The sequence below is a fragment of the Acutalibacter sp. genome (assembly GCF_056800975.1).
In genome coordinates this window covers 1-22,117 of record NZ_JBQISV010000033.1, presented here as the reverse complement: position 1 = coordinate 22,117, position 22,117 = coordinate 1, and the positions used below count along the sequence as shown (strand labels likewise).

Genomic DNA, 22,117 nt, shown 5'->3' with positions numbered 1-22,117 from the left:
GGGTTTTGATAAGGGAGGCCTCGGTGTAGCGGGGTGGGGGCTGGGTGAAGTGCTGGCTCCCCTTCAGCTCCCGGACCTTCAGCTTCATGCCCTCCTCCAGGGGGGGCAGGTCCTTGCCGGCCTTCTCCTCCTCGTCCTTGCTCTCCTCATACAGGGCGGTGAAGCCGTCGAAGGCCACATGGAAGCCGCTGGCCTTGAAAATATATTTTCCCGCCAGAATATTGGCCTGGGTGGTGTTGAGCACACAGTTGGCCATCTGGCTGGACAGGAAACGCTCCCAGATGAGCTTGTAGAGCTTATACTGGTCCGGGGTCAGGGAGTCCTTGACCTGCTCGGGGGTCAGGCTGATGGTGGAGGGACGGATGGCCTCGTGGCCGTCCTGGGCATTGGCCCGGGACTTGAAATGCCGGGGCTTGGGAGGCAGGTATTTCTCCCCCCAGCGGCCCTCGATAAACTGGGCCGCGTCCCGGATGGCGTCCTCTGAGATGCGCAGGGAGTCGGTACGCATGTAGGTGATGAGGCCCACGGCCCCCTGGCCCTCGATGTCCACGCCCTCATACAGCTCCTGAGCGGCCCGCATGGTGCGGTAGGCCTGAAAGCCCAGCTTGCGGCTGGCCTCCTGCTGCAGGGTCGACGTGATGAAGGGGGGCGCGGGCTGGCGGCTGCGCCTGCCCTTTTTCACCGGGCCCACCACAAAGTCCTCGTTCTCCAGCTCTTTGAGAATGCCGTCGGCCTGCCCGCCGGAGGTGATCTCAATTTCTCCGTTTGCGTCGCCGTAAAAGGCGGCGGGGAACAGGGACCGGGAGGGCGGGGCGGTGAGCCGGGCGTCGATGCTCCAATACTCCTTGGGCACAAAGGCGCGGATCTCCTCCTCCCGGTCCACAATCATCCGCACGGCCACAGACTGCACCCGGCCCGCGGAGAGCCCCTTGCGGATGGTCTTGACCAGAAAGGGGCTGAGGGTGTAGCCCACCAGCCGGTCCAGAATGCGCCGGGCCTGCTGGGCGTTTACCAGGTCCATGTCAATGGTGCGGGGATGGGCCATGCCCTCGGCCACCCCGGTTTTGGTGATCTCGTTAAAGGTCACCCGGTCCGGGGCGTCCTCGTCCAGCTTTAAAATGTATGCCAGATGCCAGGAGATGGCTTCGCCCTCCCGGTCCGGGTCCGTGGCCAGCAGCACCCCGTCCGCGTCGGCGGCAGCGGCTTTCAGGTCCTTCACCAGCTGCTCTTTGCCCTTGATAATGGTGTATTTGGGCTTGAAATGGTCCTTCACGTCCACGCAGAGCCTGGCCTTGGGCAGGTCCCGCACATGGCCCATGGAGGCCACCACCTTGTAGTCGGGACCCAGATATTTCTGTATGGTCTTCGCCTTGGAGGGCGACTCCACAATCACTAATTTCGACATAATCCTATCCTTTACCTCATTCAATATTCTCGGGAGCCTGCCCGGGCATAGCGTCTGCCCGGACCCTGCTCCACCTGGCCCGCCAGCTCCATTCGGGCCAGCAGAGTCAGCAGCGTGCCGGCCGGCATGCCGGTGGCGTCGGCCAGCTCCTCCACGGTCCGGCTCCGGTTTTCCAGCGCGGCCAGCACCTGCTCCTCCCTTGACCCGGTGGCTGCCGGAACGCCGGCGTCCTGCAAAACCGCCTCTCCCCTCGTCCTGGGGGGATGGGGTGGGAACGCCGCCGGAGGCCCCTGAGGGGCCGGCCTGTTTTTCTCGGGCCTGTGCCCGGGGAAGGGAGCCGGTTGGGGCGGCTCTCCCTGCGCAGGAGGGGAAGCCGGGGACACGCCGAACAGCTGGGGCCACTGCTCGAACAGCTCCCAGCCCCGGGCGATGGGCGCGGCCCCTTCGGCCAGCAGCCTGCGGCTGCCGGTATAGGCCGGGTCCCCTGGGGGGCCGGGGTAGACAAACAGCCGCCGGCCCTGCTTGGCGGCGTGGCGGGCATAGATCATGCTGCCGCTCTTCTCCCCCACCTGCACCAGCACCACGGCCTGGCACATGCCGGTGATGAGCCGGTTGCGCAGATGAAACCCGCCCTGGGCCGGGGTCCGCTGGGAAAAATACTCGGAGAGGAGTGCGCCGCCCATTCTCAGCTGGCGGCGGCGCAAGGCGGCGTTTTTGGCCTGATAGGGGCTGGAAAGGTCCACGGGCATAACCGTGACCGTGCGGCCCCCGGCCATCAGCGCGCCCTCAATGGCGGCGTTGTCCGCGCCGGGAGCCATGCCGCTGACCACCACCGCCCCGGCGGAGGACAGCCCCTGGCCCAGCTCTCTGGCCGCGGCCAGACCGGCCTCTCCGGCCTTGCGGGCCCCGGCCACCGCCACCCAGGGCTTGCCGGACAGCAGGCTCAGGTCACCCTGTGTATACAGTACCGCAGGAGGGTCAGAAATATTCCTTAAGCCTGGGGGATATTTCTCACTCTCCGGCGTGAGCACGCCCCAGCCCAGCCGCAGGGCGTATTCCAGCCGGGCCAGCGCAGCCTGGGGCGGAAAGGCGGTAAGGGCCTCCATATGTCTTGGGGTGATATAGTCCAGGGTCCGCCAGCCCCCGGCCCCTGCCCGGTAAAAGCCTTCCAGTCCGCCGGGGTAGCTTTGATAGATATGCCAGGGGACGCCGCTGCCCTCTCCGAAGGCGTTTTGCAGCCACAGCCAGAACACCGTGTTATCCATGCTCAGCGGCCTCCTCTCGCCAGCTCCCACAGCAGCACAGTGGCTGCCGCCGCCGCGTTCAGGGACTCCGCCCGGCCTTTCATGGGGATGGTCACCAGGCTGTCGCAGAGCCCGGCGGCCTCCGCCGTCAGGCCGCTGCCCTCGTTGCCAATCAACACGCTGTGCCTGCCGCGGCGGAAGTCTACCTCTGTCACCGGGCGGGCGTTTGGGTGGGGCACCGCCCCGTGGGACATGTAGCCCTGGCCCCGCAGCAGGGCAAACAGCCGCTGGGCTGAGGACACCGTGGAGAGCCCCAGCCGGAACACCGCCCCCATGGAGGCACGCAGGGCCTTGGGGGACAGGGGGTCGCAGCAGTCCCCCAGGAGAAAGACCCGGAACTGCCCCAGGGCCTCTGCCGTGCGCAGAATGGTCCCCAGATTCCCCGGGTCCTGGAGGTTTTCCAGCACCAGGCAGGGAGGGCCATCCTCCAGCCCGGCCTCCCCTGCCAGTCCCTGGGGGCGGCGGCACACGCAGAACACCCCCTGGGGCGTTTTCGTGTCAGCCAGCAGCTGGGCCACCGGGGGCTCGATCTGATATGCCTTGTCCGCTGCCTGAAGGAGGGGGGTCAGGTATTCCCTGTACTTCTCCAAGGCCTCGGGGGTGAAGAAGCAGGCTTGGATCTCCAGCCCGGAAAGGGCCGCGTCCTGGCAAAGGCGCGCGCCCTCGCAGAGAAAGAGCCCGCTCTCCCGACGGGCCCGGGCTGAGGAGCCCAGCGCCGCGGCCTTACGCGCCGTGGGGCTGCGGCGGCTGGCGATGATTTCATATTTCAATTTTACCGCCTCCCTTCTGGCGCGCTCTCTGTCCCGCTGCAATGGGAAACGCCCAAGGCAGCTCTGCCTCAGGCGTGATTTGCAAATTGATCCGGCAGGTTTCGCCCGGGCTCTGTCCGCTTTTACAGCGCGGCCTTTGCCTTTTCTACCAGCGCAGTAAAGCCCTGGGGGTCGGCAATGGCGATCTCGGAAAGCATCTTCCGGTTCAGGGTGACGCCCGCCTTTTTCATGCCGTTCATAAAGGTGGAATAGTTCATGCCGTTCATGCGGCAGCCAGCGGAGATGCGGGTAATCCACAGCTGGCGGAAGTCCCGCTTGCGCTGCTTGCGGCCAATATAAGCATAGTTGCCGGACTTCATGACGGCCTGTTTGGCCATTTTAAAATGCCGACTTTTGGAACCCCAGTAGCCCTTTGCCAGCTTCAGTACCTTTTTTCTTCTCTTGCGCGTCATCAGCGCGCCCTTTACTCTAGCCATTTCTTCTCAATCCTTTCCCGGCGGACGCCGGCTTCATTCAGCTCTTTTTTTCACAAAAACCCTTGCTCCGGTCTGTTTTGGGCTTATTTATAGGGCAGCATCCGCTTGACCGCGGCTGTGTTGGTCTTGTCGGTAACCGTGGTGCCCCGGGCGTGGCGCTTGACCTTGGGGGTCTTGCCATGGCCGTTGAACAGATGGCTGGTGAACGCGTGGGCGCGGATCACCTTTCCGTTTTTGGAGAGCTTGAAGCGCTTTTTTGCGCCGCTATGTGTTTTGAGCTTCGGCATATTTATTCCTCCTTAGGTTTTATGGCCCGCAGGGGCGGGCCTTATTTTACGGGCTTTGGCACAAGGAACATCAGCATGGTGCGGCCCTCCAGCTTGGGCTGGCGCTCCACGTTGGCCACCTCGGCCATGGCCTCGGCAAAACGGCGCATAATGTCCTGGCCCAGCTCCGGGTGGCCCATCTCCCGGCCCCGGAAGCGGATGGACGCCTTCACCTTGTTGCCCTCTGCGATAAAGCGGACCGCGTGGTTCTTCTTGGTCTCAAAGTCGTGGGTGTCAATGTTCAGCGACAGCCGCACCTCTTTGATCTCCACCACCCGCTGGTTCTTCCGCTGCTCCTTTTCCCGCTTGCTCTGCTCGAACCGGAACTTGCCGTAATCGATGATCTTGCATACAGGCGGGGTGGCCTGGGGGGCGATCTTCACCAGGTCCAGATTCTTCTGCTCTGCCAGCTCCATGGCCTTTTTCGCGGGCATAATGCCCAGCTGCGAGCCGTCGGAATCAATGACCCGGAGCTCCTTGTCCCGGATCTGCTCGTTGATCTGTAGCTCCTTGCTGCTAATAGTTCAGCACCTCCATCAAGAGATATCCTCAAACCTTACCGATCACAAAAGGAAAAAGCGGACGGAGAACCCGCCCGCAGAGCAATATGTCAGAAGCAGCCCTGTTTATGGGGCCTTCTGAAAGCCATATTGACCTGTGACGGTGTACCGCACGGGTGGGAGACCCTGCAAGAGGCAGAACTCCACTTCCTTTTCCATGGTCGATTATACTACAGCCCAGGGGCTTTGTCAAGCCCTTTGGGCGGGGAATGGAAAAAAAGGCTTGACAAAGCCCCCCGCATGGGTTACACTGTAGTCTGTAAACAGCCGGGCGCGCCCCGGCGTAATCAGGAGGCAAGAAACCGGATTATGTGCACTTCTTTTGCTTTGAGGTTGAGGAACGAATAAGGGTCCGGCAAAATTCCCTGGCGGCGGACTCCGCCAACGGCTGCTTTGCTGTGCCCTTCTTTCGGCCAATTTCAGCGAAAGAGGTGCTTTTTTCATGCCCAAAAATCATAAGCATGACCGCTCCGGCTGTTCCTATGGAGCCGGGCGTTCCCAGCCGCCAAAGATAAACCGGGGCCGGTATGCTCCTGAGCCGCCCCTATCTGTCAGCCAGAATTTTCTTACCAGCGGCACGGTCATCCGCCGGCTGCTGGCCCAGACGGATATCGGCCCCCAGGACCTGGTGGTGGAGATTGGCCCGGGCAAGGGGCACATCACCCGGGAGCTGCTGCCCCGGTGCCGCCAGGTGCTGGCCGCGGAGCTGGACCCTGCCCTATGCGCCCGCCTGCGGGAGCGTTTTGCCGGAGAGCCCCGCTTGCGGCTGGTGGAGGGGGACTTTCTGGCCATGCCCCTGCCCCGGGGACCCTATAAGGTGTTTGCCAACATCCCCTTCTCCCGCACCACGGACATTCTCCGCCGTCTCACCGGCGCGGCCCCGCCCCCGCTGGCTGCCTGGCTGGTGGTGGAGCGGGGAGCCGCCCTGCGCTTTCAGGGCAGGGCCGGTCTGGCGGCTATGAGCCTGGCCCCCTTTTTTCAGCTGCGGGTGGCGGCTGTGATTCCCCGCGCCCAGTTCCACCCCAGTCCCCGGGTGGACGCCGCTCTGCTGGAGCTGCGGCTCAGGCCCCGGCCCGACCTGCCTCTGGGCCAGCGGGAGGCGTTCCGGCGGTTTTTGCACCAGGGCCTGGAACGGGGGCCTTGCAGTCTGCTGACCAAGCGGCAGATTGCGGCGGCGCTGCGCCGGGAGGGACTGCCCCTGCCGGGAGAGGACGCTAACCTGAAATATGTCCAATGGCTCTGCCTGTTTCGATATGGAAGGGAGCTGGGGTTGTTTTCAAAAAAGGGCCGCTGACCCAGCTGTCAAAAGCAGGCATTTGGCTCTGGGCCTGTAAGGACGGGGTTTGTGCCAGGCCTTTCGGTGGTTATTTTGACGGTGGCAAGGGGGGGAATTGCGGGCAGTCGGGTGAGGCTATGGCTGAGTATATTGCGGGTTTCGGTTGGGCGCGGTCAGCGGCTGAAGGAACGGGTACGGCCGCTGCACTCAGAGCAACGGGCATCGCCGGGCGCGGTCCTTTTCCAGCAGCCTCTCCACGGCCCAACGCTGGGCCTCCAGGTACAGCCTTTGGACCGCCTGCTCTGCCGGCGTCAGCTGCAGGGTGTGGTCCGGCTCTGTGGGCTCCCCCAGGGCCGGACCCAGTTGGCCTGTGTAATAATACTGTACTGGGTGAAAGTATGGGATTTGGGGGTGGGTGAGCCAGGCCTGGGCGCAGCCCAGATATTCCTCCACCCGGGCCTCCCGGCCCAGCTCCTCCCGGCACTCCCGGCGGATGCAGGCCTTGTGGCTCTCCCCCGGCTCAAGACCACCTCCGGGGAGGAACCAGCCCTTGGGGGTCTCCGCCACAGCCAGCAGGCCGTCCTCCATGGCCAGGAGATAGGCGCCCTCCCGGTGGGAATAGACGGCCCCGGGCACAGGCTCACCCACTGTTTTGTCTATGGAATATTCCGGCTTCATGCCAGTCCCTCCCCTTTCTTTTAAATGAATGGGATTGTTTGCCGCTGTCCTTATGGCCCCTTATGCCGGTCCCGCTGGTCTGTCGCCAGGGTCAGGCTTTCCGGCAGGCGTGGCCAGGACTGCTGCATGACCAGGGGGTAGATGGGGCCGGTGCGCACCTGCTCCTCTGTGAGCCAGGTGAAAAGATGCTCGTCTCCGTCGGTGTCCGCCAGCCGGAAGTTCTCTGTCAGGCTGGGCAGCTTTTCCCAGTCCAGAGAGGCCAGAAAGTACAGGCACAGCTCGTGCACCGGGGTTCCGTTCAGCCAGAAGAAGCTCTCGCACAGCCACAGGGGGCGGACCACTCGGGCCTGGACCCCCAGCTCCTCCTGGAGCTCCCGGCAGAGGGCCTGCTCCATGGTCTCGTGCAGGCGCACCCGGCCCCCGGGCAGATACCAGTGGGCGATGCGGTCCTCCTTCATGGCCAGCAGGCGGCCCTTTTGGAGGAACAGCCCGGCCACCCGGAAGTTGAACAGGCCCTCCGGCGTTTTGAATTTGCAGTCGGGTCCCAGGGCGGTACTCCCGTTCCTGTCGCTGACGAAGGTGAGCCGTTCCGGCAGATGGGGGAAGCTGTTCTGTACAAAATCGGGGTGTATGTAGTCCGGGGAGCCGCCCAGAGTCAGCCAGCGATAGCCATGCCACTGGCCGTCTGTGTCCGGCCGGGAGAAGGGCTCGGTGAGGCTGGGCAGGGCCTGCCAGTCCAGCTCTGTGAGAAAGTACATCTCAAGCCCGTGATCGGCTGGGTCGCTGCCGCCGTCAAGGCTCTCCCTCAGCCACAAGGGCCGCACCACCCGGGCCTGGACCCCCAGCTCCTCCTGGAGCTCCCGGCACAGGGCCTGCTCCATGGTCTCGTGGAGGCGCACCCGGCCCCCGGGCAGGTAGTGGAAGCCGCTGGTATCCTTCTCCTGGTCGTGAACGCCCAGAAGCCTGCCGTTGTGCACGATGACAGCCCCCACCCGCAGGTTGAAGCGGCCCTCGGGGGATAAAAAGGAACAATCCATAGCAAAACCCTCCTTGTTGTTTTTGGGATGGATTCCCAGTATACCACAGATAAGGAGGGTGTAATTGTAAATTTTTTGTTAACTCTTTTTGGCTTTGATGATGGGCTTCTCCTCGCCCCGGAGCAGCCGGCCGATGTTGGCCCGGTGCATGAACAGCACCAGCCCGCCGATGAACGCCGCTGTCCCGGTGACAAAGATGAGCTGGCCCAGCGAACAAAAGCCCTTGGCGTAGTTCAGGAAGAACACCACCAGAAAGGTGTATGCCGGGTACAGGGCCGCGCAGGCCACAGAGGCCAGGGAGATGATCTTCTTCCACAGGAACAGCGCCCCAAAGGTGGCGATGACCAGCAAAAACACCCGCCAGTCCGCCAGAGCGATCATGGCCGCTGCGGCCACAATGCCCTTGCCTCCCCGGAAGCCGTAGTACACCGGGAAGATGTGCCCCACCACGCAGGCCGCGCCTGCCAGATAGCGGGCCACCTGCAGCTGCTCTCCGGTGGGGGATGTATTCATCAGGGCCAGAAGCACGCTGTTTGTAATCAGCTGGCTCAGCAGGACCGCCGCCACGTTTTTCAGAAAGTCGCCCACAAAGGTCAGCAGGGCAGGCAGCTTGCCCACGCTGCGCAGAACATTGGTCATGCCCGCGTTGCCGCTGCCCTGGTCACGGATGTCCTTTCTCTGATAGATGCGGGTGAGAATGATAGCCCAGTTAATCCCCCCCAGCAGGTAGCCCACAAGTATGGAGCCCAACAGGGCCAGAGCAAATGGCAGGTTCCAAATCATTTTAATCACCCTTTTTTCTTTTTTCACCGCGTCTTGTTACATGGTGCGGAAAGTTAGCGATAGTCTCGCGTCAACTATACTACTTAAAACAACGTTTCGGTCTGCTGTGCTTTCCCACCGCGGCGCGCCAGCGCAAGCGCTGGACTTTCGTCACGCCTGTTACGTTAGTACGAACATCTAACGGCAGTCACGCGCTCATTCTGCTACTTATAACAACGTTTCGGTCTGCTGTGCTTTCCCACCGCGACGCGAAACTTCTCCGATAAAATGCCGGTAGCGCGTGTCCTTTGCGCGACTACGCGAATTGGGTCAAGCGTCACGCTTGTCGCGGATCATCAACCGCACTGGGGTGCATTCCAGGCCGAAGGTCTCTCGGATGCGGTTGACAATGTACCGCTGGTAGGAGTAGTGGAACAGCTCGTGGTCATTGCAGAAGCATACGAAGGTGGGGGGCTTGGTGCTGGCCTGGGTCATGTAGTAAATTTTCAGCCGCCGGCCCTTGTCTGTGGGGGGCTGCACCCGGGCTGTGGCCTGGGCCAGCACATCGTTCAGGGCCCCGGTGGTCACCCGCATGGCGTTGCTCATGGCCGCCAGTTTAATCAGCTCAAACATTCGGTCCAGCCGCTGGCCGGTTTTGGCGGAGATGAAAATAATGGGCGCGTAGCTCATAAAGGAGAAGTCCTCCGCCAGCTTCAGGCGCATTTGCTCCATGGTTTTATCGTCCTTCTCCACCGCGTCCCATTTGTTTACGCACACAATGCAGCCCTTGCCCGCCTCGTGGGCAATGCCCGCCACCTTGCTGTCCTGCTCGGTGAAGCCCACGGTGCCGTCGATGAGGATGACGCACACGTCCGCCCGCTCCACAGCCATCTCAGCCCGGAGATTGCTGTAATACTCCACCGCGTCCTCTACCTTGGACTTGCGCCGCAGCCCCGCCGTGTCGATAAAGGTGAACAGGCCGTGCTGGTTCTCAATGGTCATGTCCACCGCGTCCCGGGTGGTGCCGGCAATGTCGGAGACAATGCAGCGGTTCTCGCCGGCCACCCGGTTCACCAGAGAGGACTTGCCCACATTGGGCTTGCCGATGACCGCCACCTTGATGAGCTCCCCCTCGGGCTCCTCCTCGTCCTGCTCGGGCAGGGATTCCAGCACCCGGTCCAGCAGGTCGCCGGTGCCGTGGCCGTGGACAGAGGAGACCATGACCGGGTCGCCCAGGCCCAGGTTGTAGAACTCATAGAACTCGGCAGGGGGCTCGCCGACGCTGTCGCATTTATTGACGCAGAGCACCACGGGACGGCCGCTTTTCAGCAGAAGCTCCGCCACCTCCTGGTCGGTAGAGGTGACCCCGGAGCGCAGGTCTGTCACCAGAATGATGGCGCTGGCCGAGTCGATGGCGATTTGGGCCTGCTGGCGCATCTGGCTCAGCAGGATATCCTTGGAGGCAGGCTCAAGGCCCCCGGTATCCACCAGGGAGAAGGTCCGCCCGCACCACTCGGCGTCGCCAAAAATACGGTCCCGGGTGACGCCGGGGGTGTCCTCTACAATGGAGAGGCGTTTGCCCACGATTTTGTTGAACAGGGTGGACTTGCCCACATTGGGGCGGCCCACAATGGCTACAATGGGTTTTGGCATTTTTCTGCCCCCTTGATAGTTTATAGTAGCTGCTATATGCGTGTTGTGATTATAGTTTTTGGGGGTGGCTTCTTTGGGCGGAGAGGTTCTGCCTTTGAATTTGCCGGCTGCGGGCAGGCCGCTGGTCTCCCTGCGGTCGACCGCGCTAAGTGCGGCGGCGCAGCTTTGCCCCGTTCTGTACTGAGATTTGAGGGCGAACTCCTACCTCGCCCCTTTGCTGTCTGCGCCGCCTAAGTTCAAGGTCAAGGTCGCCTCCGGCGGCCGAGTTCACGAAGTGAACTCGTAGGACTCTGTCCCTGGACTCTGCCAGGGGCCTAACGCCCCTGGACCGCGCGATTATGCTTGCCTTAGAGGGTTCAACGCACCAGAGTTCGCAACGCGAACTCGGCGACTTGCGCACCGCGCAAGTCGTGCGCACCGTGCAAGTCGGAGGACCGCGTGATTTTGTCCGCCTTAGAGGGTGCGATGACTTGCTTGCCTTTAGGCGTGCTCCCAGCTGCTTTCGTATGGGTTCTGCCCGCCTTGATTGGGCTGCTCCTGCCCCAGAATCGCCGCCAGCAGGTCCTCCCCTGTCCCCCCTACCCGCACCGCAGGCCGGTCCAGCTTCTTTGAGAGCTCCTCCAACGTCATATCGTCCAGGAAAATATCCTCCCCGGCCTTCATCATGTTCCCCGCCAGCAGCAGCTGGTCCCCCAGCTCCCGGCCTGCCAGCTGGGCGCAGAGGTCTTGCCCGGTGAGCAGCCCGGTGACGTTCACCGTGCCCCCAAAAAAGTCGTTGCGGATGGGGATAAGGTCTACTCTTAAATTATGACACTTTTTTCGCAGTACGTCAAGCATCTTATTGAGAAAGGGGTAGACCCCCTCGCCGGTGGGAATGGTCACCCAGCGGGGCTCTGGCAGGGGGCTCAGGTCCTCCAGTCCCCATAGAAAGCCCGCCTCCAGGTCCCGCAGCATCCCCACGCCGTTTTCGATCTGGGGGAAGTCCTCATAGAACTCTGCCGGGGGCAGCTCGCGGCCAGCCAGAAGATACAGCTCGTCTGAGGCGTACACGGTGCGGGCTCCCCGCTGGCTTTTGCACTGTTCGCCAAAGCGTTCGATCGTAGAGAGGGCCTCGTTTGCCCCTGCCTGGTCGTAGGGCTGCAGGGGGTACAGGCCCTGCCGCCAGCGGGTGAGCCCCACGGGCACACAGGCCGCGCTTTGCAGGCTGTCCCCCAGGGCGCACAGCTTTTGGAGGGTGAATTCCAGCGCCGCGCCGTCGTTCAGGCCGGGACAGAGGACGATCTGACAGTTGAGGCTGACGCCCCCCTCCGCCAGCCGGTACAGGTGGCGAAGGGCCTGGCCGGCAAAGCGGTTGCCCATCATTTTGCAGCGCAGGGCCGGGTCCATGGTGTGCACCGAGACATTGATGGGGCTGATGTGCATTTGCAGAATGCGGTCGATCTCTCTGTCGTCAATATTGGTGAGGGTGATGTAGTTGCCAAACAGAAAGCTCAGCCGGTCGTCGTCGTCTTTAAAATACAGGGTTTTTCGCAGGCCCTTGGGGAGCTGGTCGATAAAGCAGAACACGCACCGGTTCCGGCAGGAACGCTGGCGGTCCATCAGGTAGGTGTCGAATTCCAGGCCCAGGGAGGCGTATTGGGGCTTGGCCAGCTCCACAATATGCTCGGTTCCGTTGCGCAGAAGCGTCAGCCGCAGCTCCCTCTCGGTCTCATAAAAGCGGTAGTCCAGCACATCGGCAATGGGGTGGCCGTTGATGCCGGCAAGCTGATCGCCGGGCAGGACCCCTGCCCGCTGGGCCCGGCTGCCGGGCTCTACCCCTGTAATTGTGACCATGACTTTTCCCCCCATTATTTTTTCATAAAAACGGACGGCGCAGGCAAAAGGCCAGGGGCCGCGCCTGTTTTCACTCTCACGGAAAATGTCCGTCTGGGCTTCTAGGTCTTGCTTGAAAAATTGAAAACGCCGTCTTTTTGCCCAGAGGAGGCCGATTTCTGTGTCGAAAATCCTCGTCAACCGCGAGATTGATGTAGTTAGCGCAGCGAACTACATCGGTTCTTCTCCTTGAAATGGACCTCCTCTGGTCAAAAATCCGTCATTTCCTCTATTTTCAAACAAGCCCTAAAGAAAAAAGGGAGAGCCCGCAGCGTGGCAGTGCCAGGCAGGCTTTCCCTTTTTTCTTTCTCCTGGTGCGCATCGCTCTCCGGCTTACTGCTCCACCTCAATCACCTTACGGCCATTGTAGAAGCCGCAGGTGGGGCACACCCGGTGGGGGGCCTTGTAGCTGCCGCACTCCGAGCATCTGGTCAGAGCGGGAAGCTGCAGCTTCCACACATTGGAGCGCCGCTTGTTCTTTCTGGCACTGGACAGCTTTCTCTTGGGTACCGCCATTTTCAGCACCTCCTCATCTATATTGGAATAAAAAGATTTTACTGCAATAATTGCCGCAGGACCTCCAGCCGGGGGTCTGTGGCAGGCTCCCCGCAGGCGCAGGGGCCCTCGTTCAGGTCCTTGCCGCAGAGGTGGCACAGCCCCTTGCAATCCTCTTTGCAGAGAAACTGCCCGGGCATGTCCAGCAGCAGGTCCTCCAGAACCAATTCCTGAAGGTCCAGCTTTTCCTCTGGCACAAGCACCAGCTGGCCATCCTCCTCCCCCTGGGTCTCCCGAACCAGGGTGTGGGTATAGCTCTGGGCATAGTCTCTGGTGAAAACCGCCGCGCAGCGGTCGCAGGGCATGGTAAGACGAAAGCTTACCCGCTCCTCCATGGCCACCGAGCCGGCAAAGCTTTTCAGCCGGGCCTCTACCTCAACGGGCGCACAAAACGGCTTGGCACCGCCCAATTCCACCCCGGAAAAGTCCAGCCCGCAGCGGACTGCCTCTTCTACGCCGTCCGCCTGAAAAAAACGCTTTAAATCAATCACCATAATGACACCTCATGCCGTACCAAATGATTATAACCGCTGGCAGGGCGTTTGTCAAGCTATTTATGGAAGATAGCGGCCCCTCAGCCACAAAATATGCCGTATGCCCTGCCGGCAGCAAAGCGGGCGCGGCACAGAGGCCTTTGCCCGGCCCCCGCCGCCCCCGCTTCTCCTTGGGCCTGTTAAAGCCTGCGCAATGGGATATTGCAGCCGTTTGATTGGGACGCAGGCTTTTATTTCAGCACGCAGTCCGCCACGCCGGCGGGGATGTCCTCCTCCGCCGCGGAGATGGAGAGCACAATGTTGGTGTCCGCAGAGGCGCTGAGCTTTTTGAACCCGGACACCAGACGGTCGCAGACCTCGGCGCCGGTGCCGGTGATCTTCAGGGTGGAGTCCACAAAGATGTCCGTCACGTCGTAGTTGCCCGCGCAAATGCCGCTGACAAAGCCCAGCAGGGCCTCGGGCCCCTGGACGTCATAGGCGTCGGAATCTACCAGACGGGCGGCGTAGGGGATGTTGAAGGTCATCTGCTGGCCCTTCTCGATGACCACCACATTGCCGTTGGACTTTTCGAGAGCGGCGTTTACCAGCTCGATGAGCTTTTTGGTCTTGCCAGAGCCTTTTTTTCCAGTCAAAAGAGTAACCATTTGAACTCTCCTTTACATTTGAATTATTCCCACGGCGGAGCGGGCCCCGCCGCTTTTGGCGGATTAACCGTTCAGCCTTGCCTCCAAAGCGGCCTTCTGGTCCTCATAGCCGGGCTTGCCCAGCAGGGCGAACATGTTCTTTTTGTAGCTCTCCACCCCGGGCTGGTCAAAGGGGTTGACCCCCAGCAGATAGCCGGAGATGGCGCAGGCCTTCTCGAAGAAATAGATGAGCTGGCCCAGGCTGTCTTCGCTGAAGTCGGCCACATGCAGCACCATGTTGGGCACGCCGCCGTCGTTGTGGGCCAGAACCGTGCCCTCAAAGGCCTTCTCGTTGACAAAGTCCATGGTGCGGCCCTCCAGATAGTTCAGGCCGTCCACATCCGTGGGGTCCTTGCCCAAAGTGAGCTGGTGCTTGGGGGCGTCCAGGTGCACCACGGTCTCGAACAGCTGGCGGGAGCCGTCCTGAATATACTGGCCCAGAGAGTGCAGGTCTGTGGAGAACACCACGCTGGCCGGGAACAGGCCCTTCTGGTCCTTGCCCTCGCTCTCGCCGTAAAGCTGCTTCCACCACTCGTTCATCATGGCGCAGCAGGGCTCGTAGCTCACCATGACCTCCACCGTTTTGCCCTTGCGGTAGAGGATGTTGCGCAGGGCGGCGTACTTATAGCAGTCGTTCTCTGCCAGAATGGGGCTGGTGTAGGCCTTCATGGCCTTGCGGGCGCCGGCCATCAGGGCATCGATATCGCAGCCGGCCACGGCAATGGGCAGCAGGCCCACAGCGGTGAGCACAGAGAAGCGGCCGCCCACGTCGTCGGGCACCACAAAGGTCTCGTAGCCCTCTTTGTCGGCCAGCTGCTTCAGGGTGCCCTTCTGCCGGTCGGTGGTGCAGAAGATGCGCTCGCGGGCCCCCTCTTTGCCGTACTTCTTTTCCAGCAGCTCGCGGAACACCCGGAAGGCGATGGCGGGCTCGGTGGTGGTGCCGGACTTGGAGATCATGTTGATGGAGACGTCTTTGCCCTCGCAGATAGTCGCCAGCTCCTGCAGGGCGGTGGAGCTGATGGAGTTCCCGGCAAAATAGATGTCGGGGGTGTTTTTGGGCAGGGCGTTGTACTTATCGGACTTGAGGAACTCAATGGCCGCCCGGGCCCCCAGATAGGAGCCGCCGATGCCGATGACCACAAACACCTGGGAATTCTCCTTGACCCGCTGGGCCGCTGCCTTGATGCGGGCGAACTCCTCCTTGTCATAGTCCTCGGGCAGGGTGACCCAGCCCAGAAAATCACTGCCCGCGCCCTTGCCTGACATGAGCAGCTGGGCGGCGGCCTCTACCTGGGGCTGCGCCTGGTCCAGCTCATGCTGAGAGACGAAGCCCTTTAAATACCTGTCCTCCAATTTTAGCGGCATTTTCAAAACTCCTTTACGCGTTCCGGCGGGCCGCTGAAGCCCCCGCCCGGTGTGATGAACGGTCTACGCCTCTATTGTACAATAAGTTGCGGCATTTTTCAAGGCCGGTTTCCAAATTGAAACATTTTTTCTCATTCCCGCCGCTTTTGCCCCTCTACAGACCCAGCAGCCCCCCCAGCAGATAGAGGAAGCCGGAACGGAAGGTGATCTCCCGCACCTCCCCTGCCGCGGTGATGTCTACCTGGGCCACCGCCTGGCCCCCGGCGGTGTAGGTGATTTTGCCGATGACCTCCCCCTCCTCAATGGGGGCGGTCAGGCCCTCGCGCCAGGTGATCTTCTCCTCTACCTGGCCCTGCTCCGCCGCGGGCAGCAGGATCTCCGGCATGGCCCCGGCCCTTGCCCCCACCGACTCTTCCATGCCGCCCCGCACCGGCGCGGGGTCCAGCTGGGGAGACTGGGGCACGGTCACGGACCAGCCGCCGAAGCCGTAGTCCAGCAGCGCCGCCGCGTCTTTAAAGCGGTCGTCGGTGCTGGAGGCCCCCAGCACCACCGCAATAAGCCGCAGGCCGTTCCGCTCCGCTGTGGCGGTGATGCAGCTGCCCGCCTGGGAGGTGGTTCCCGTCTTCAGCCCGGTAATGCCCTGATAGCTGCGGATGAGCTTGTTGGTGTTTACCAGCTGGGTGGCTCCGTCCCGCACATAGTCGATCCAGGTGAGGGTGTAGCCGGTGATTTTGGGGTGAGTGAGCAGCTCGCGGCTCATCAGGGCCACGTCGTAGGCGCTGGTGACATGGCCCTCCTCGTCTAGGCCGTTGCAGTTTTTAAAGGTGGTCTCCTTCATGCCCAGCTCCTGAGCCCGCTGGTTCATGCGGGCCACAAAGGCCTCCTCGCTGCCGGACACGTTCTCGGCCAGCACCACGGCGGCGTCGTTGGCGCTCATAATCACCGTGGCCTTGATCAGGTCGTCTACGCACATCTGCTCCCCCTCCTTCAGCCAGATGTCGGACCCGCCCATAGAAGCTGCGTGGGCGGAGGCGGAGAGCATGTCGCCCATGGAGAGCTGCCCGGCCTCGATGGCCTCGAAGGTGAGGCAGAGGGTCATTACCTTGGTGATGGAGGCGCAGGGACGCTGCTCGTGGGCGTTTTTCTCATAGAGCACCTTGCCGGCGCCTGCCTCCATCAGCACGGCGGCAGGGGCGGAGACGTCCGGCTCCTCGCCCCGGGCCGGGAGGGAGGGGAGCACCGGCAGGCACAGCAGCGCGGCCAGGAGCAGGGCGGGGAGGGTCCAGTATTTTTTCATCACGGTCACCCTTTCTGAAAGTATAGAATGCTTCGCAATAGTATATGACGGTTTTGCGCCCGCCATGCCGGACAGAGGCCGGCGGCGGGGGCGGGGCTTTTGGCAAACAAAAAAACGCGGCCCAGGCGCACGACACACCTGGACCGCGTTTTATGGTCTTGCTTGTGATGGTTTCCCGTTTATGTCACAGGACGGTCAGCTCCCACTCCATATGGGCAGGCAGCAGCCGGTCCAGCAGCCTTTTCGCCTCCTTCAGAGTCACCCCCTGCAGGGACCCGGACACGGCCAGCTTCCCCCCTTCCTCCTGCACCGTGCCCAGTACCCCCGCGGCGGGCAGCACGTTCTCCTGAATCGCCCTCAGGGAGGGCCTCTCGAACCGCGCCCCCAGCGCCTTGGCGGCGGCCATGCGGCGCACTGTCAGCCCGGCCCCGCTGGACTGGGAGCGGAACAGCTTCTCCCACTCTACCAGCCGCCGCGCCGGGGCTGTCAGAAGAAACAGCTCCTCTTCCAGCCCGGCCGCGGCCTCCTCCAGGATTTCAAGGCCTGCCGCCAGGGCGTCCAGCTCCCAGTCTGCCGGGCTGTCCCCGGGCAGGGTGTAAAGCCCTGTGGCCCGCAGCAGCCGGGCCATATGCTCCCCGCCGGTCATGAGGCCTCGCTCAGGATGGCGCCGCCCAGGGTGGGCAGCACGCCGGCTGTGGCGGCGTGGGCTTTGGTGGCGGTGTTGAAGGTCACCTGGCTGATGGCCGGGTCCGCCTCTAAAATCACCCGGCTCAGGTCCCCCAGATACACCGGGTCCCCGATTTTCCTCCGGGCAAACCAGGCGGTCACCGCTGCCAGGGCCCGGTCTCTGGCCTGGTCGAACACCGCGCCGGGCCTTACCTCCAAAAAGCCCATCACCCCAATCTTCTTGACGGCTGCCGCCTTGACTGTCACGGTCACTCCCACCTCCCGCTCCTGGTTCAGCTTTTCGGTCAGGCCGGACAGGACCCCGGCGGCGGGGGCCGCGCCGTCTCCCCAGACATACACGGCCACAGTGCCGGGGCCCTCCTCTCGGGGCACGGCCTGGGCGCTGCCCACGCCCTCCTGCTCCAGAGCCAGGGCCTCGTACCACACCGCGCTGCCGGTCTGGCCGGCGAGCCGGTAGGACTCCAGGATGCGTTCCCGGTAGGCCTCGTCCGCCTCCGGGTCCAGGCCGCCGGTAAAGGCCGCTGTGTTCACCACATAATTCACGCCGTTGACCTCTGACACCAGAGTATTGATATAGCTGGCGGCGGCGTTGCCCTTTGCGCCGCCCTCCACCGCCTGGGCGGGGATATCCACCGCCACCTCCCCCGGGGCGAGCACCCCCTCCTGTATGGTTTCATACTCCACCGCCTCCTCTCCGTAAGAGGCGCACACCGTCCCTTTGGGGATGACCAGGTCAAAGCTCAGGGGGATATACCGGCAAAAGGACAGAGTTCCCGCGGCCCTTTGGGCCTCCCGCCGGACCACCCCCCGCTGGGCCCCGTGCAGGTCCAGCTGCGCCCCGTCCGCCGTTTGGGGGAACGCCTGCCGCTTCAGCCACTCTACCCGCGCCTGCAGGCGGTAGAGCTCTCCGGCCAGCACCTGCAGCTTCAGCCCTGTGTCAGAAACCTCCTCCGGAATCCAGCCGCTTTTTTCCGTATAGGTCCGGCGCATCCGTTCCAGAATGCTCTCATAGCTCTCCAAGCTCCATCTCCTCCTCTCCCAAGGGGGTGGCAATGGTGAACGCCGCCCCCCTCTCTGTCAGCCGCACCCCTTTGGCCCGCACCCCCGGCAGGCCCAGCAGGGCCTCGTTGGCAAGGGCCAGGGCCCGGTCCTCCGCCTTGGGCTCCTCCCGGCTCCACTGCCACAGGCCGCTGCCCAGCTCCCGGTTATAGGGGAGGCTCCCCCGGCGCATGACCAGCCGCAGCCGGGCATATTGCAGAAGCTCCGCCTGGCCCTCCACGGTCTCCGGCAGGCCGTTTGACCCCAGCACATAGCCGCCGTTTTTCAGTTTTGTGTCCATCACGCGCCTCCTCCCGGCTCAAACACCTGGCCGTTGATTACCACCTGGCCGTTGTTCCGCAGCAGAATCTCCGCGCCCCCCGCAGAGTACAGCCGCACCTCTCCCGCTTCCAGGTCCCCGGCGGGGGCGTTGGCCAGGCCCGCGCAGTAGCCCCCCAGCATCACCGCCTCCCGGCCCTCCTCGGGGCTGCTGGCAAACCCGTAGGGGAACAGCTGCCCGGGGCTCTCATGCCGGCTGTCCGTACACACGGCAAAGCCTGTTCCGTTCTCCACCGGCCCGCTGGTGAGCCGCAGGCCTTTTTGCTCCCCCAGCTTACCTGTCAGCCACATTTGCGCTCCCTCCTTCCAGCACAAACCTGGTGCGCTCTCCGTTTCTGTCCCGGCAGTACACCGCCTGACGCACCGGGCGCCCGCTGAACCGCCCTGCCTGGGGGATTTCCACATCCGCCAGACAACCATGGGGCGGCCACCAGCTGCCGGCGCAGGTGACTGTCAGCCCAAAGCCGGCCTGCCGGGCCTCGTCCAGCACGGCCCGGGGGTCTTTGCCGCTTTGGGCGCTGAGATACCGCCGCCGGGGCAGGCCTGCCTCCGGGTCGGTGTACACAGCGTCGTAGCCGCCCCGAAAGCCCTGCTTCCACACCGCGCTCAGCCGCTTGCAGGGCAGACGGCTCACCTGGGCCGAGACCACCCGGTCCAGGGCCAGCCGCCGGGGCGGCCTGCCCTGACAGCACACTGTGCCGTCAAAGTCCACATAGGGCTCTGTGCCCAGGCAGGTCCGGCAAAACTCCGCCAGCACCTGCCAGCAGGAGCTGCCCTTTTCCACTGTCAGCTCACCCCGCGCAGGCTCCATGCTCCCGGTGACCCGGGTCAGCCCCAGGGGCTCTAACAGGCGGCTGCGCAGCGTCTCCAGGGAGGGGCTTCGGATGGGCCGGGGCTCCGCTTCGTTGTCCAGCAGCAGGGCCTCCCGGCTGCGGCAGACCAGCTCTGTGGACAGCCCCGCCTCGCTCAGCCTGGTGTTCTGCTCGTCTACAATACCCCGGAAGACCCCCTGTCCCCCATCGTATACCAGCACCTCGGTCAGCTCCTCCCACAGCCGGCAGGCGGGGAACACGGCCTTCAGCTGGTCGGCGGGGGCCTCCCGGTCATAGGAGAGCACCGCCTCCTCCGGCTCACCCAAAAGCAGCTCGCCGCCGTTCTTCAGCACACCCCAATAGGTCACGGGGAAAACACCTCCTCTCCCTGGCTCAGCTCCGCAATGTCCCTGATGTGCAGGTTGGCTTTTCTCAAGGCCTCCATGTCCCAGCCATACCGGCCCGCATAGTCCCAAAGGCTCTCTCCGGCCAGGGCCAGATGCCTGCCCTGGCCCTGCCAGCGTTCTCCCGCCCGGTGCTCGGCAAAGGAGAAGCTGTAGCGCACCAGCTCCGGCCCCTCCTGGCCCAGCAGCCCCAGGCTGTCCATCACCGCGAAAAAGGGCTCCTGCCCGGGCAGCTGCAGGCTCCCCGGCCCGCCCTGGGCAAATACCTCCTCCAGCCGCCTCCACTGGTCCATGCAGTCCGCCCCCACAAAATATCCCTCGCCGGACACCCGCCGCTTTTTCAGCCCCAGGTCCACGGTCAGGCCCCCCGCAAAGGGCAGGGGCGTCTCTTTTACGCTGCGGGCGCAGGCCACCTGTAACGAGGTGGGGTTCACCTGCCAGGTATAGCCCTTGAAGCGCATGGTCATCAAACGCATTCCTCTCCCCCCTTACAGTCGGGCCGGATAACGCCGGCTGTCCCGCTCAAGCTCCCTGCTCAGCTCCTCAGTCCGTTCCAGGCTCTCCATCTCATTCTCCTTTCCCGCTGTCTTATACTTTTGTCCTTACACCGGCCACCGCTGTGGCCGTACCGGCGGCGGTCATGCTCTTCCAGCGGCACCCGCTGTAAAGCCAGGGGCCGTCCCCCAGCCGCAGGGTAAAGCCCTCTACCCCCGCCAGCCCGGGGCGCAGGCCCTGCAGCTCCAGGGTGTACTCCTGGTTCCGCCTGCGGTAGAAGGGCTCCTCCTCTCCGATGGCAGTGTAAGCTTTTCCGCTGCCTCCCACGGTCTCCTTCCAGCCGGTGACCGTGTACTCCTGCCCGTTTATGTGGACCTGGTATCTGGCCTTTCCTCCGGAGGCGTTCCCGCTGCCTGTGGAAAAATAAAGACTGCACCCCAGCGTCAGCCCGCCCAGGGCCTTCTCCTGCGCCACCGCCCCTGTCTGGGCCTGAATCAGCAGGGGCTGGCTTTTTGCCGCCGCGCCGGCCACTGCCCGGGCAATCTCCAAGGCCCGGCCCGGCTTTTCCCCGCCGGGCAGATACACCGTGAACCCCAGCGCTGCCGACCAGTCCTCACCGGCCAGGCTCTCCTTCTCCACCTGGCCGGCGACCAGGGGCCGCTCCCGCCGCCGGGGAGCCGGGGACGGCCCGTAGGCCTCCTGAAAGTCCACCCCGGGCACTGCCTGAGGCAGTTCCTTCAGCAGGGCGGTCAAAAGCTCATACGCTGTCATCCGTCACCTGTCCTTCCAGCAGCAGCCGGGCGGCTACTGTCAGCCCGCCCACCACCAGCCTGCCTGCCTTTAATATGGTATAACGCCTGCCCTCCTGCTCTAAGACGTCCCCGGGCTGGGCCTCCTCCGCCCAGCCGGTGAACACATACAGCGGGCTTTCCAGCAGGCCGCTGACATGGCGTTCTCCGGAGGTCAGGCTGTCCGCTTTCCCCCACAGCCGGACCACCAGGCCTCTGGCCTGCCCCGTTGTGCCGTCCTGGCGGGCCACCACAGCCTCCGCCGCCCGCCGGTAAATTCTTTTTGACTGGTCCTTCATTCTGCGCCTCCTATGCCTCTCCAAAATAGAAATGCTCCTCCCGCAGCAGGTGCGCCGCTGCCCGGCGTTTCTCCTGGGCCAGGGCCGCCGCGTACCTGGCCCGGCTGCCCTGCTGCAGCTTCAGCTCCGGGGTGCTTACGCTCTCCGGGCTCCCTGCCTGGTCGGCCAGGGCCAGCTGGGCAAAGGCTTCCGCAGCCGCCAACGCCTCCGCCCCAGGCAGAGGCTCCTCCCCCGGGTCCTCCCGCAGGCTCTCCTCTACCCAGCGGGCGCAGTCCCCGCACAATGCCCGGCAAAGAGCGTCCCGGTCCGGGTCGCTCCCGTCCAAAGCCTCGCCGCTGAACAGCCGGAATCTTTCTATAATTCGCTCTGCATTCAATTTCATGGGCAACCTCTCAGATATCGGGGCTTATGAATCGGGCTCCCGGCCCGCCCCAGCCCGTCTATATTTGGTTAGTCGGTTACAGGGGTCGCGCTGCTTTTTTTGACTGGCTTGCCCCTGGGCCGCTCCCGTCCGAAGCCTTGCCGCTGAACAGTCGGAATCTTTCTGTAATTCGCTCCGCATCCAATCTCATTGGCAACCTCTCAGATAGCGGGGCTTATGAAGCGGGCTCCCCGGCCCGCCTCAGCCCGTCTATTTTTTGGTAATCGGTTACAGGGGTCGCGCTGCTTTTTTTGACTGGCTTGCCCTGGGTCGCTCCCGTCCAAAGCCTCGCCGCTGAACAGCTGGAATCTCTCTATAATT

At 63.3% G+C, this 22,117-nt stretch carries 26 protein-coding genes; 1 reads left to right on the top strand and 25 read right to left on the bottom strand.

Annotation, left to right across the window (positions count from 1 at the left end; all coding sequences use genetic code 11):
- The 6 genes from topA to infC form a co-directional block, all read right to left on the bottom strand.
- On the bottom strand, positions 1-1,405 hold a 1,405-nt coding region (topA, locus tag ACTO5E_RS05490), incomplete at its 3' end, for a type I DNA topoisomerase (RefSeq protein WP_482302267.1).
- Positions 1,406-1,425: 20 nt separating this feature from the next.
- The gene (locus ACTO5E_RS05485; protein WP_482302265.1) at positions 1,426-2,670 is read right to left on the bottom strand and encodes a DNA-processing protein DprA; all 1,245 of its coding nucleotides are present in this window, start codon (positions 2,668-2,670) and stop codon (positions 1,426-1,428) included.
- Between the two features lie 2 nt (positions 2,671-2,672).
- Complete coding sequence (locus tag ACTO5E_RS05480; RefSeq protein WP_482302263.1) at positions 2,673-3,479, bottom strand: TrmH family RNA methyltransferase; 807 nt, start codon at positions 3,477-3,479, stop codon at positions 2,673-2,675.
- A gap of 122 nt (positions 3,480-3,601) precedes the next feature.
- The gene (gene rplT, locus ACTO5E_RS05475) at positions 3,602-3,955 is read right to left on the bottom strand and encodes a 50S ribosomal protein L20 (RefSeq protein WP_482302262.1); all 354 of its coding nucleotides are present in this window, start codon (positions 3,953-3,955) and stop codon (positions 3,602-3,604) included.
- 83 nt (positions 3,956-4,038) lie between these two features.
- Complete coding sequence (gene rpmI / locus ACTO5E_RS05470) at positions 4,039-4,242, bottom strand: 50S ribosomal protein L35 (RefSeq protein WP_066539144.1); 204 nt, start codon at positions 4,240-4,242, stop codon at positions 4,039-4,041.
- A gap of 41 nt (positions 4,243-4,283) precedes the next feature.
- Positions 4,284-4,802, bottom strand: coding sequence for a translation initiation factor IF-3 (gene infC / locus ACTO5E_RS05465; protein WP_482302268.1), 519 nt, complete (start codon positions 4,800-4,802; stop codon positions 4,284-4,286).
- Positions 4,803-5,283: 481 nt separating this feature from the next.
- Between infC and erm the strand changes: the two genes are divergently transcribed.
- Positions 5,284-6,135, top strand: coding sequence for a 23S ribosomal RNA methyltransferase Erm (erm, locus tag ACTO5E_RS05460; protein WP_482302260.1), 852 nt, complete (start codon positions 5,284-5,286; stop codon positions 6,133-6,135).
- A gap of 189 nt (positions 6,136-6,324) precedes the next feature.
- On the opposite strand, the gene ACTO5E_RS05455 is transcribed toward erm, so the two are convergent.
- The 19 genes from ACTO5E_RS05455 to ACTO5E_RS05365 all read right to left on the bottom strand — a co-directional run bounded on the left by ACTO5E_RS05455 (position 6,325) and on the right by ACTO5E_RS05365 (position 21,757).
- Positions 6,325-6,795 (bottom strand): NUDIX domain-containing protein, encoded by a 471-nt coding sequence (locus ACTO5E_RS05455; RefSeq protein WP_482302258.1) that lies wholly within the window; start codon positions 6,793-6,795, stop codon positions 6,325-6,327.
- Between the two features lie 50 nt (positions 6,796-6,845).
- Positions 6,846-7,832 (bottom strand): NUDIX domain-containing protein, encoded by a 987-nt coding sequence (locus ACTO5E_RS05450; RefSeq protein ID WP_482302257.1) that lies wholly within the window; start codon positions 7,830-7,832, stop codon positions 6,846-6,848.
- A gap of 78 nt (positions 7,833-7,910) precedes the next feature.
- On the bottom strand, positions 7,911-8,615 hold the full coding sequence (locus ACTO5E_RS05445) for a glycerol-3-phosphate acyltransferase (RefSeq protein ID WP_482302255.1): 705 nt from the start codon (positions 8,613-8,615) through the stop codon (positions 7,911-7,913).
- Between the two features lie 309 nt (positions 8,616-8,924).
- A complete protein-coding gene (gene der / locus ACTO5E_RS05440; protein ID WP_482302253.1) occupies positions 8,925-10,247 on the bottom strand; it encodes a ribosome biogenesis GTPase Der in 1,323 nt (440 codons plus the stop codon).
- 480 nt (positions 10,248-10,727) lie between these two features.
- On the bottom strand, positions 10,728-12,080 hold the full coding sequence (locus tag ACTO5E_RS05435; protein ID WP_482302252.1) for a DUF512 domain-containing protein: 1,353 nt from the start codon (positions 12,078-12,080) through the stop codon (positions 10,728-10,730).
- 372 nt (positions 12,081-12,452) lie between these two features.
- The gene (gene rpmF / locus ACTO5E_RS05430; protein ID WP_482302250.1) at positions 12,453-12,635 is read right to left on the bottom strand and encodes a 50S ribosomal protein L32; all 183 of its coding nucleotides are present in this window, start codon (positions 12,633-12,635) and stop codon (positions 12,453-12,455) included.
- Positions 12,636-12,673: 38 nt separating this feature from the next.
- Positions 12,674-13,168 (bottom strand): YceD family protein, encoded by a 495-nt coding sequence (locus ACTO5E_RS05425; protein ID WP_482302248.1) that lies wholly within the window; start codon positions 13,166-13,168, stop codon positions 12,674-12,676.
- A gap of 230 nt (positions 13,169-13,398) precedes the next feature.
- Complete coding sequence (locus tag ACTO5E_RS05420; protein ID WP_482302246.1) at positions 13,399-13,812, bottom strand: hypothetical protein; 414 nt, start codon at positions 13,810-13,812, stop codon at positions 13,399-13,401.
- Between the two features lie 63 nt (positions 13,813-13,875).
- Positions 13,876-15,216 carry a glucose-6-phosphate isomerase gene (locus tag ACTO5E_RS05415; RefSeq protein WP_482302245.1) on the bottom strand — a complete coding sequence of 447 codons (1,341 nt, stop codon included), beginning with the start codon at positions 15,214-15,216 and terminating at the stop codon, positions 13,876-13,878.
- Positions 15,217-15,370: 154 nt separating this feature from the next.
- The gene (locus tag ACTO5E_RS05410; RefSeq protein ID WP_482302243.1) at positions 15,371-16,513 is read right to left on the bottom strand and encodes a D-alanyl-D-alanine carboxypeptidase family protein; all 1,143 of its coding nucleotides are present in this window, start codon (positions 16,511-16,513) and stop codon (positions 15,371-15,373) included.
- A 184-nt stretch (positions 16,514-16,697) separates the two neighbouring features.
- The gene (locus tag ACTO5E_RS05405; RefSeq protein ID WP_482302242.1) at positions 16,698-17,159 is read right to left on the bottom strand and encodes a hypothetical protein; all 462 of its coding nucleotides are present in this window, start codon (positions 17,157-17,159) and stop codon (positions 16,698-16,700) included.
- Positions 17,156-18,220, bottom strand: coding sequence for a baseplate J/gp47 family protein (locus ACTO5E_RS05400; RefSeq protein ID WP_482302240.1), 1,065 nt, complete (start codon positions 18,218-18,220; stop codon positions 17,156-17,158). The genes ACTO5E_RS05405 and ACTO5E_RS05400 overlap by 4 nt, the downstream gene beginning before the upstream one ends.
- A complete protein-coding gene (locus tag ACTO5E_RS05395; protein WP_482302238.1) occupies positions 18,207-18,539 on the bottom strand; it encodes a histidine kinase in 333 nt (110 codons plus the stop codon). The genes ACTO5E_RS05400 and ACTO5E_RS05395 overlap by 14 nt, the downstream gene beginning before the upstream one ends.
- Positions 18,539-18,868 carry a hypothetical protein gene (locus tag ACTO5E_RS05390; RefSeq protein ID WP_482302236.1) on the bottom strand — a complete coding sequence of 110 codons (330 nt, stop codon included), beginning with the start codon at positions 18,866-18,868 and terminating at the stop codon, positions 18,539-18,541. Before ACTO5E_RS05390 ends, ACTO5E_RS05395 begins: the two co-directional genes overlap by 1 nt.
- The gene (locus ACTO5E_RS05385; protein ID WP_482302235.1) at positions 18,852-19,757 is read right to left on the bottom strand and encodes a hypothetical protein; all 906 of its coding nucleotides are present in this window, start codon (positions 19,755-19,757) and stop codon (positions 18,852-18,854) included. The genes ACTO5E_RS05390 and ACTO5E_RS05385 overlap by 17 nt, the downstream gene beginning before the upstream one ends.
- Positions 19,754-20,269, bottom strand: a complete 516-nt coding sequence (locus tag ACTO5E_RS05380) for a LysM peptidoglycan-binding domain-containing protein (RefSeq protein ID WP_482302234.1) — start codon at positions 20,267-20,269, stop codon at positions 19,754-19,756. Before ACTO5E_RS05380 ends, ACTO5E_RS05385 begins: the two co-directional genes overlap by 4 nt.
- A gap of 112 nt (positions 20,270-20,381) precedes the next feature.
- Entirely contained in the window at positions 20,382-21,059 is a 678-nt protein-coding gene (locus ACTO5E_RS05375; RefSeq protein ID WP_482302232.1) for a hypothetical protein, read from the bottom strand.
- Positions 21,046-21,375 (bottom strand): hypothetical protein, encoded by a 330-nt coding sequence (locus ACTO5E_RS05370; RefSeq protein WP_482302231.1) that lies wholly within the window; start codon positions 21,373-21,375, stop codon positions 21,046-21,048. Before ACTO5E_RS05370 ends, ACTO5E_RS05375 begins: the two co-directional genes overlap by 14 nt.
- A gap of 10 nt (positions 21,376-21,385) precedes the next feature.
- Entirely contained in the window at positions 21,386-21,757 is a 372-nt protein-coding gene (locus ACTO5E_RS05365; RefSeq protein WP_482302230.1) for a hypothetical protein, read from the bottom strand.
- Positions 21,758-22,117: the final 360 nt, after the last annotated feature.

Excerpts from the sequence above, each read along its gene's own strand:
- rplT (WP_482302262.1), bottom strand. The coding sequence starts at position 3,955 with ATGGCTAGAGTAAAGGGCGCGCTGATGACGCGCAAGAGAAGAAAAAAG.
- ACTO5E_RS05435 (WP_482302252.1), bottom strand. The coding sequence starts at position 12,080 with ATGGTCACAATTACAGGGGTAGAGCCCGGCAGCCGGGCCCAGCGGGCA.
- ACTO5E_RS05410 (WP_482302243.1), bottom strand. The coding sequence starts at position 16,513 with ATGAAAAAATACTGGACCCTCCCCGCCCTGCTCCTGGCCGCGCTGCTG.
- rpmF (WP_482302250.1), bottom strand. The coding sequence starts at position 12,635 with ATGGCGGTACCCAAGAGAAAGCTGTCCAGTGCCAGAAAGAACAAGCGG.
- ACTO5E_RS05365 (WP_482302230.1), bottom strand. The coding sequence starts at position 21,757 with ATGAAATTGAATGCAGAGCGAATTATAGAAAGATTCCGGCTGTTCAGC.
- ACTO5E_RS05450 (WP_482302257.1), bottom strand. The coding sequence starts at position 7,832 with ATGGATTGTTCCTTTTTATCCCCCGAGGGCCGCTTCAACCTGCGGGTG.
- erm (WP_482302260.1), top strand. The coding sequence starts at position 5,284 with ATGCCCAAAAATCATAAGCATGACCGCTCCGGCTGTTCCTATGGAGCC.
- ACTO5E_RS05405 (WP_482302242.1), bottom strand. The coding sequence starts at position 17,159 with ATGACCGGCGGGGAGCATATGGCCCGGCTGCTGCGGGCCACAGGGCTT.
- ACTO5E_RS05395 (WP_482302238.1), bottom strand. The coding sequence starts at position 18,539 with ATGGACACAAAACTGAAAAACGGCGGCTATGTGCTGGGGTCAAACGGC.
- ACTO5E_RS05425 (WP_482302248.1), bottom strand. The coding sequence starts at position 13,168 with ATGGTGATTGATTTAAAGCGTTTTTTTCAGGCGGACGGCGTAGAAGAG.
- ACTO5E_RS05485 (WP_482302265.1), bottom strand. The coding sequence starts at position 2,670 with ATGGATAACACGGTGTTCTGGCTGTGGCTGCAAAACGCCTTCGGAGAG.
- ACTO5E_RS05455 (WP_482302258.1), bottom strand. The coding sequence starts at position 6,795 with ATGAAGCCGGAATATTCCATAGACAAAACAGTGGGTGAGCCTGTGCCC.
- der (WP_482302253.1), bottom strand. The coding sequence starts at position 10,247 with ATGCCAAAACCCATTGTAGCCATTGTGGGCCGCCCCAATGTGGGCAAG.
- ACTO5E_RS05420 (WP_482302246.1), bottom strand. The coding sequence starts at position 13,812 with ATGGTTACTCTTTTGACTGGAAAAAAAGGCTCTGGCAAGACCAAAAAG.
- ACTO5E_RS05415 (WP_482302245.1), bottom strand. The coding sequence starts at position 15,216 with ATGCCGCTAAAATTGGAGGACAGGTATTTAAAGGGCTTCGTCTCTCAG.
- rpmI (WP_066539144.1), bottom strand. The coding sequence starts at position 4,242 with ATGCCGAAGCTCAAAACACATAGCGGCGCAAAAAAGCGCTTCAAGCTC.
- ACTO5E_RS05370 (WP_482302231.1), bottom strand. The coding sequence starts at position 21,375 with ATGAAGGACCAGTCAAAAAGAATTTACCGGCGGGCGGCGGAGGCTGTG.
- ACTO5E_RS05390 (WP_482302236.1), bottom strand. The coding sequence starts at position 18,868 with ATGTGGCTGACAGGTAAGCTGGGGGAGCAAAAAGGCCTGCGGCTCACC.
- ACTO5E_RS05380 (WP_482302234.1), bottom strand. The coding sequence starts at position 20,269 with ATGCGTTTGATGACCATGCGCTTCAAGGGCTATACCTGGCAGGTGAAC.
- ACTO5E_RS05445 (WP_482302255.1), bottom strand. The coding sequence starts at position 8,615 with ATGATTTGGAACCTGCCATTTGCTCTGGCCCTGTTGGGCTCCATACTT.
- ACTO5E_RS05375 (WP_482302232.1), bottom strand. The coding sequence starts at position 21,059 with ATGACAGCGTATGAGCTTTTGACCGCCCTGCTGAAGGAACTGCCTCAG.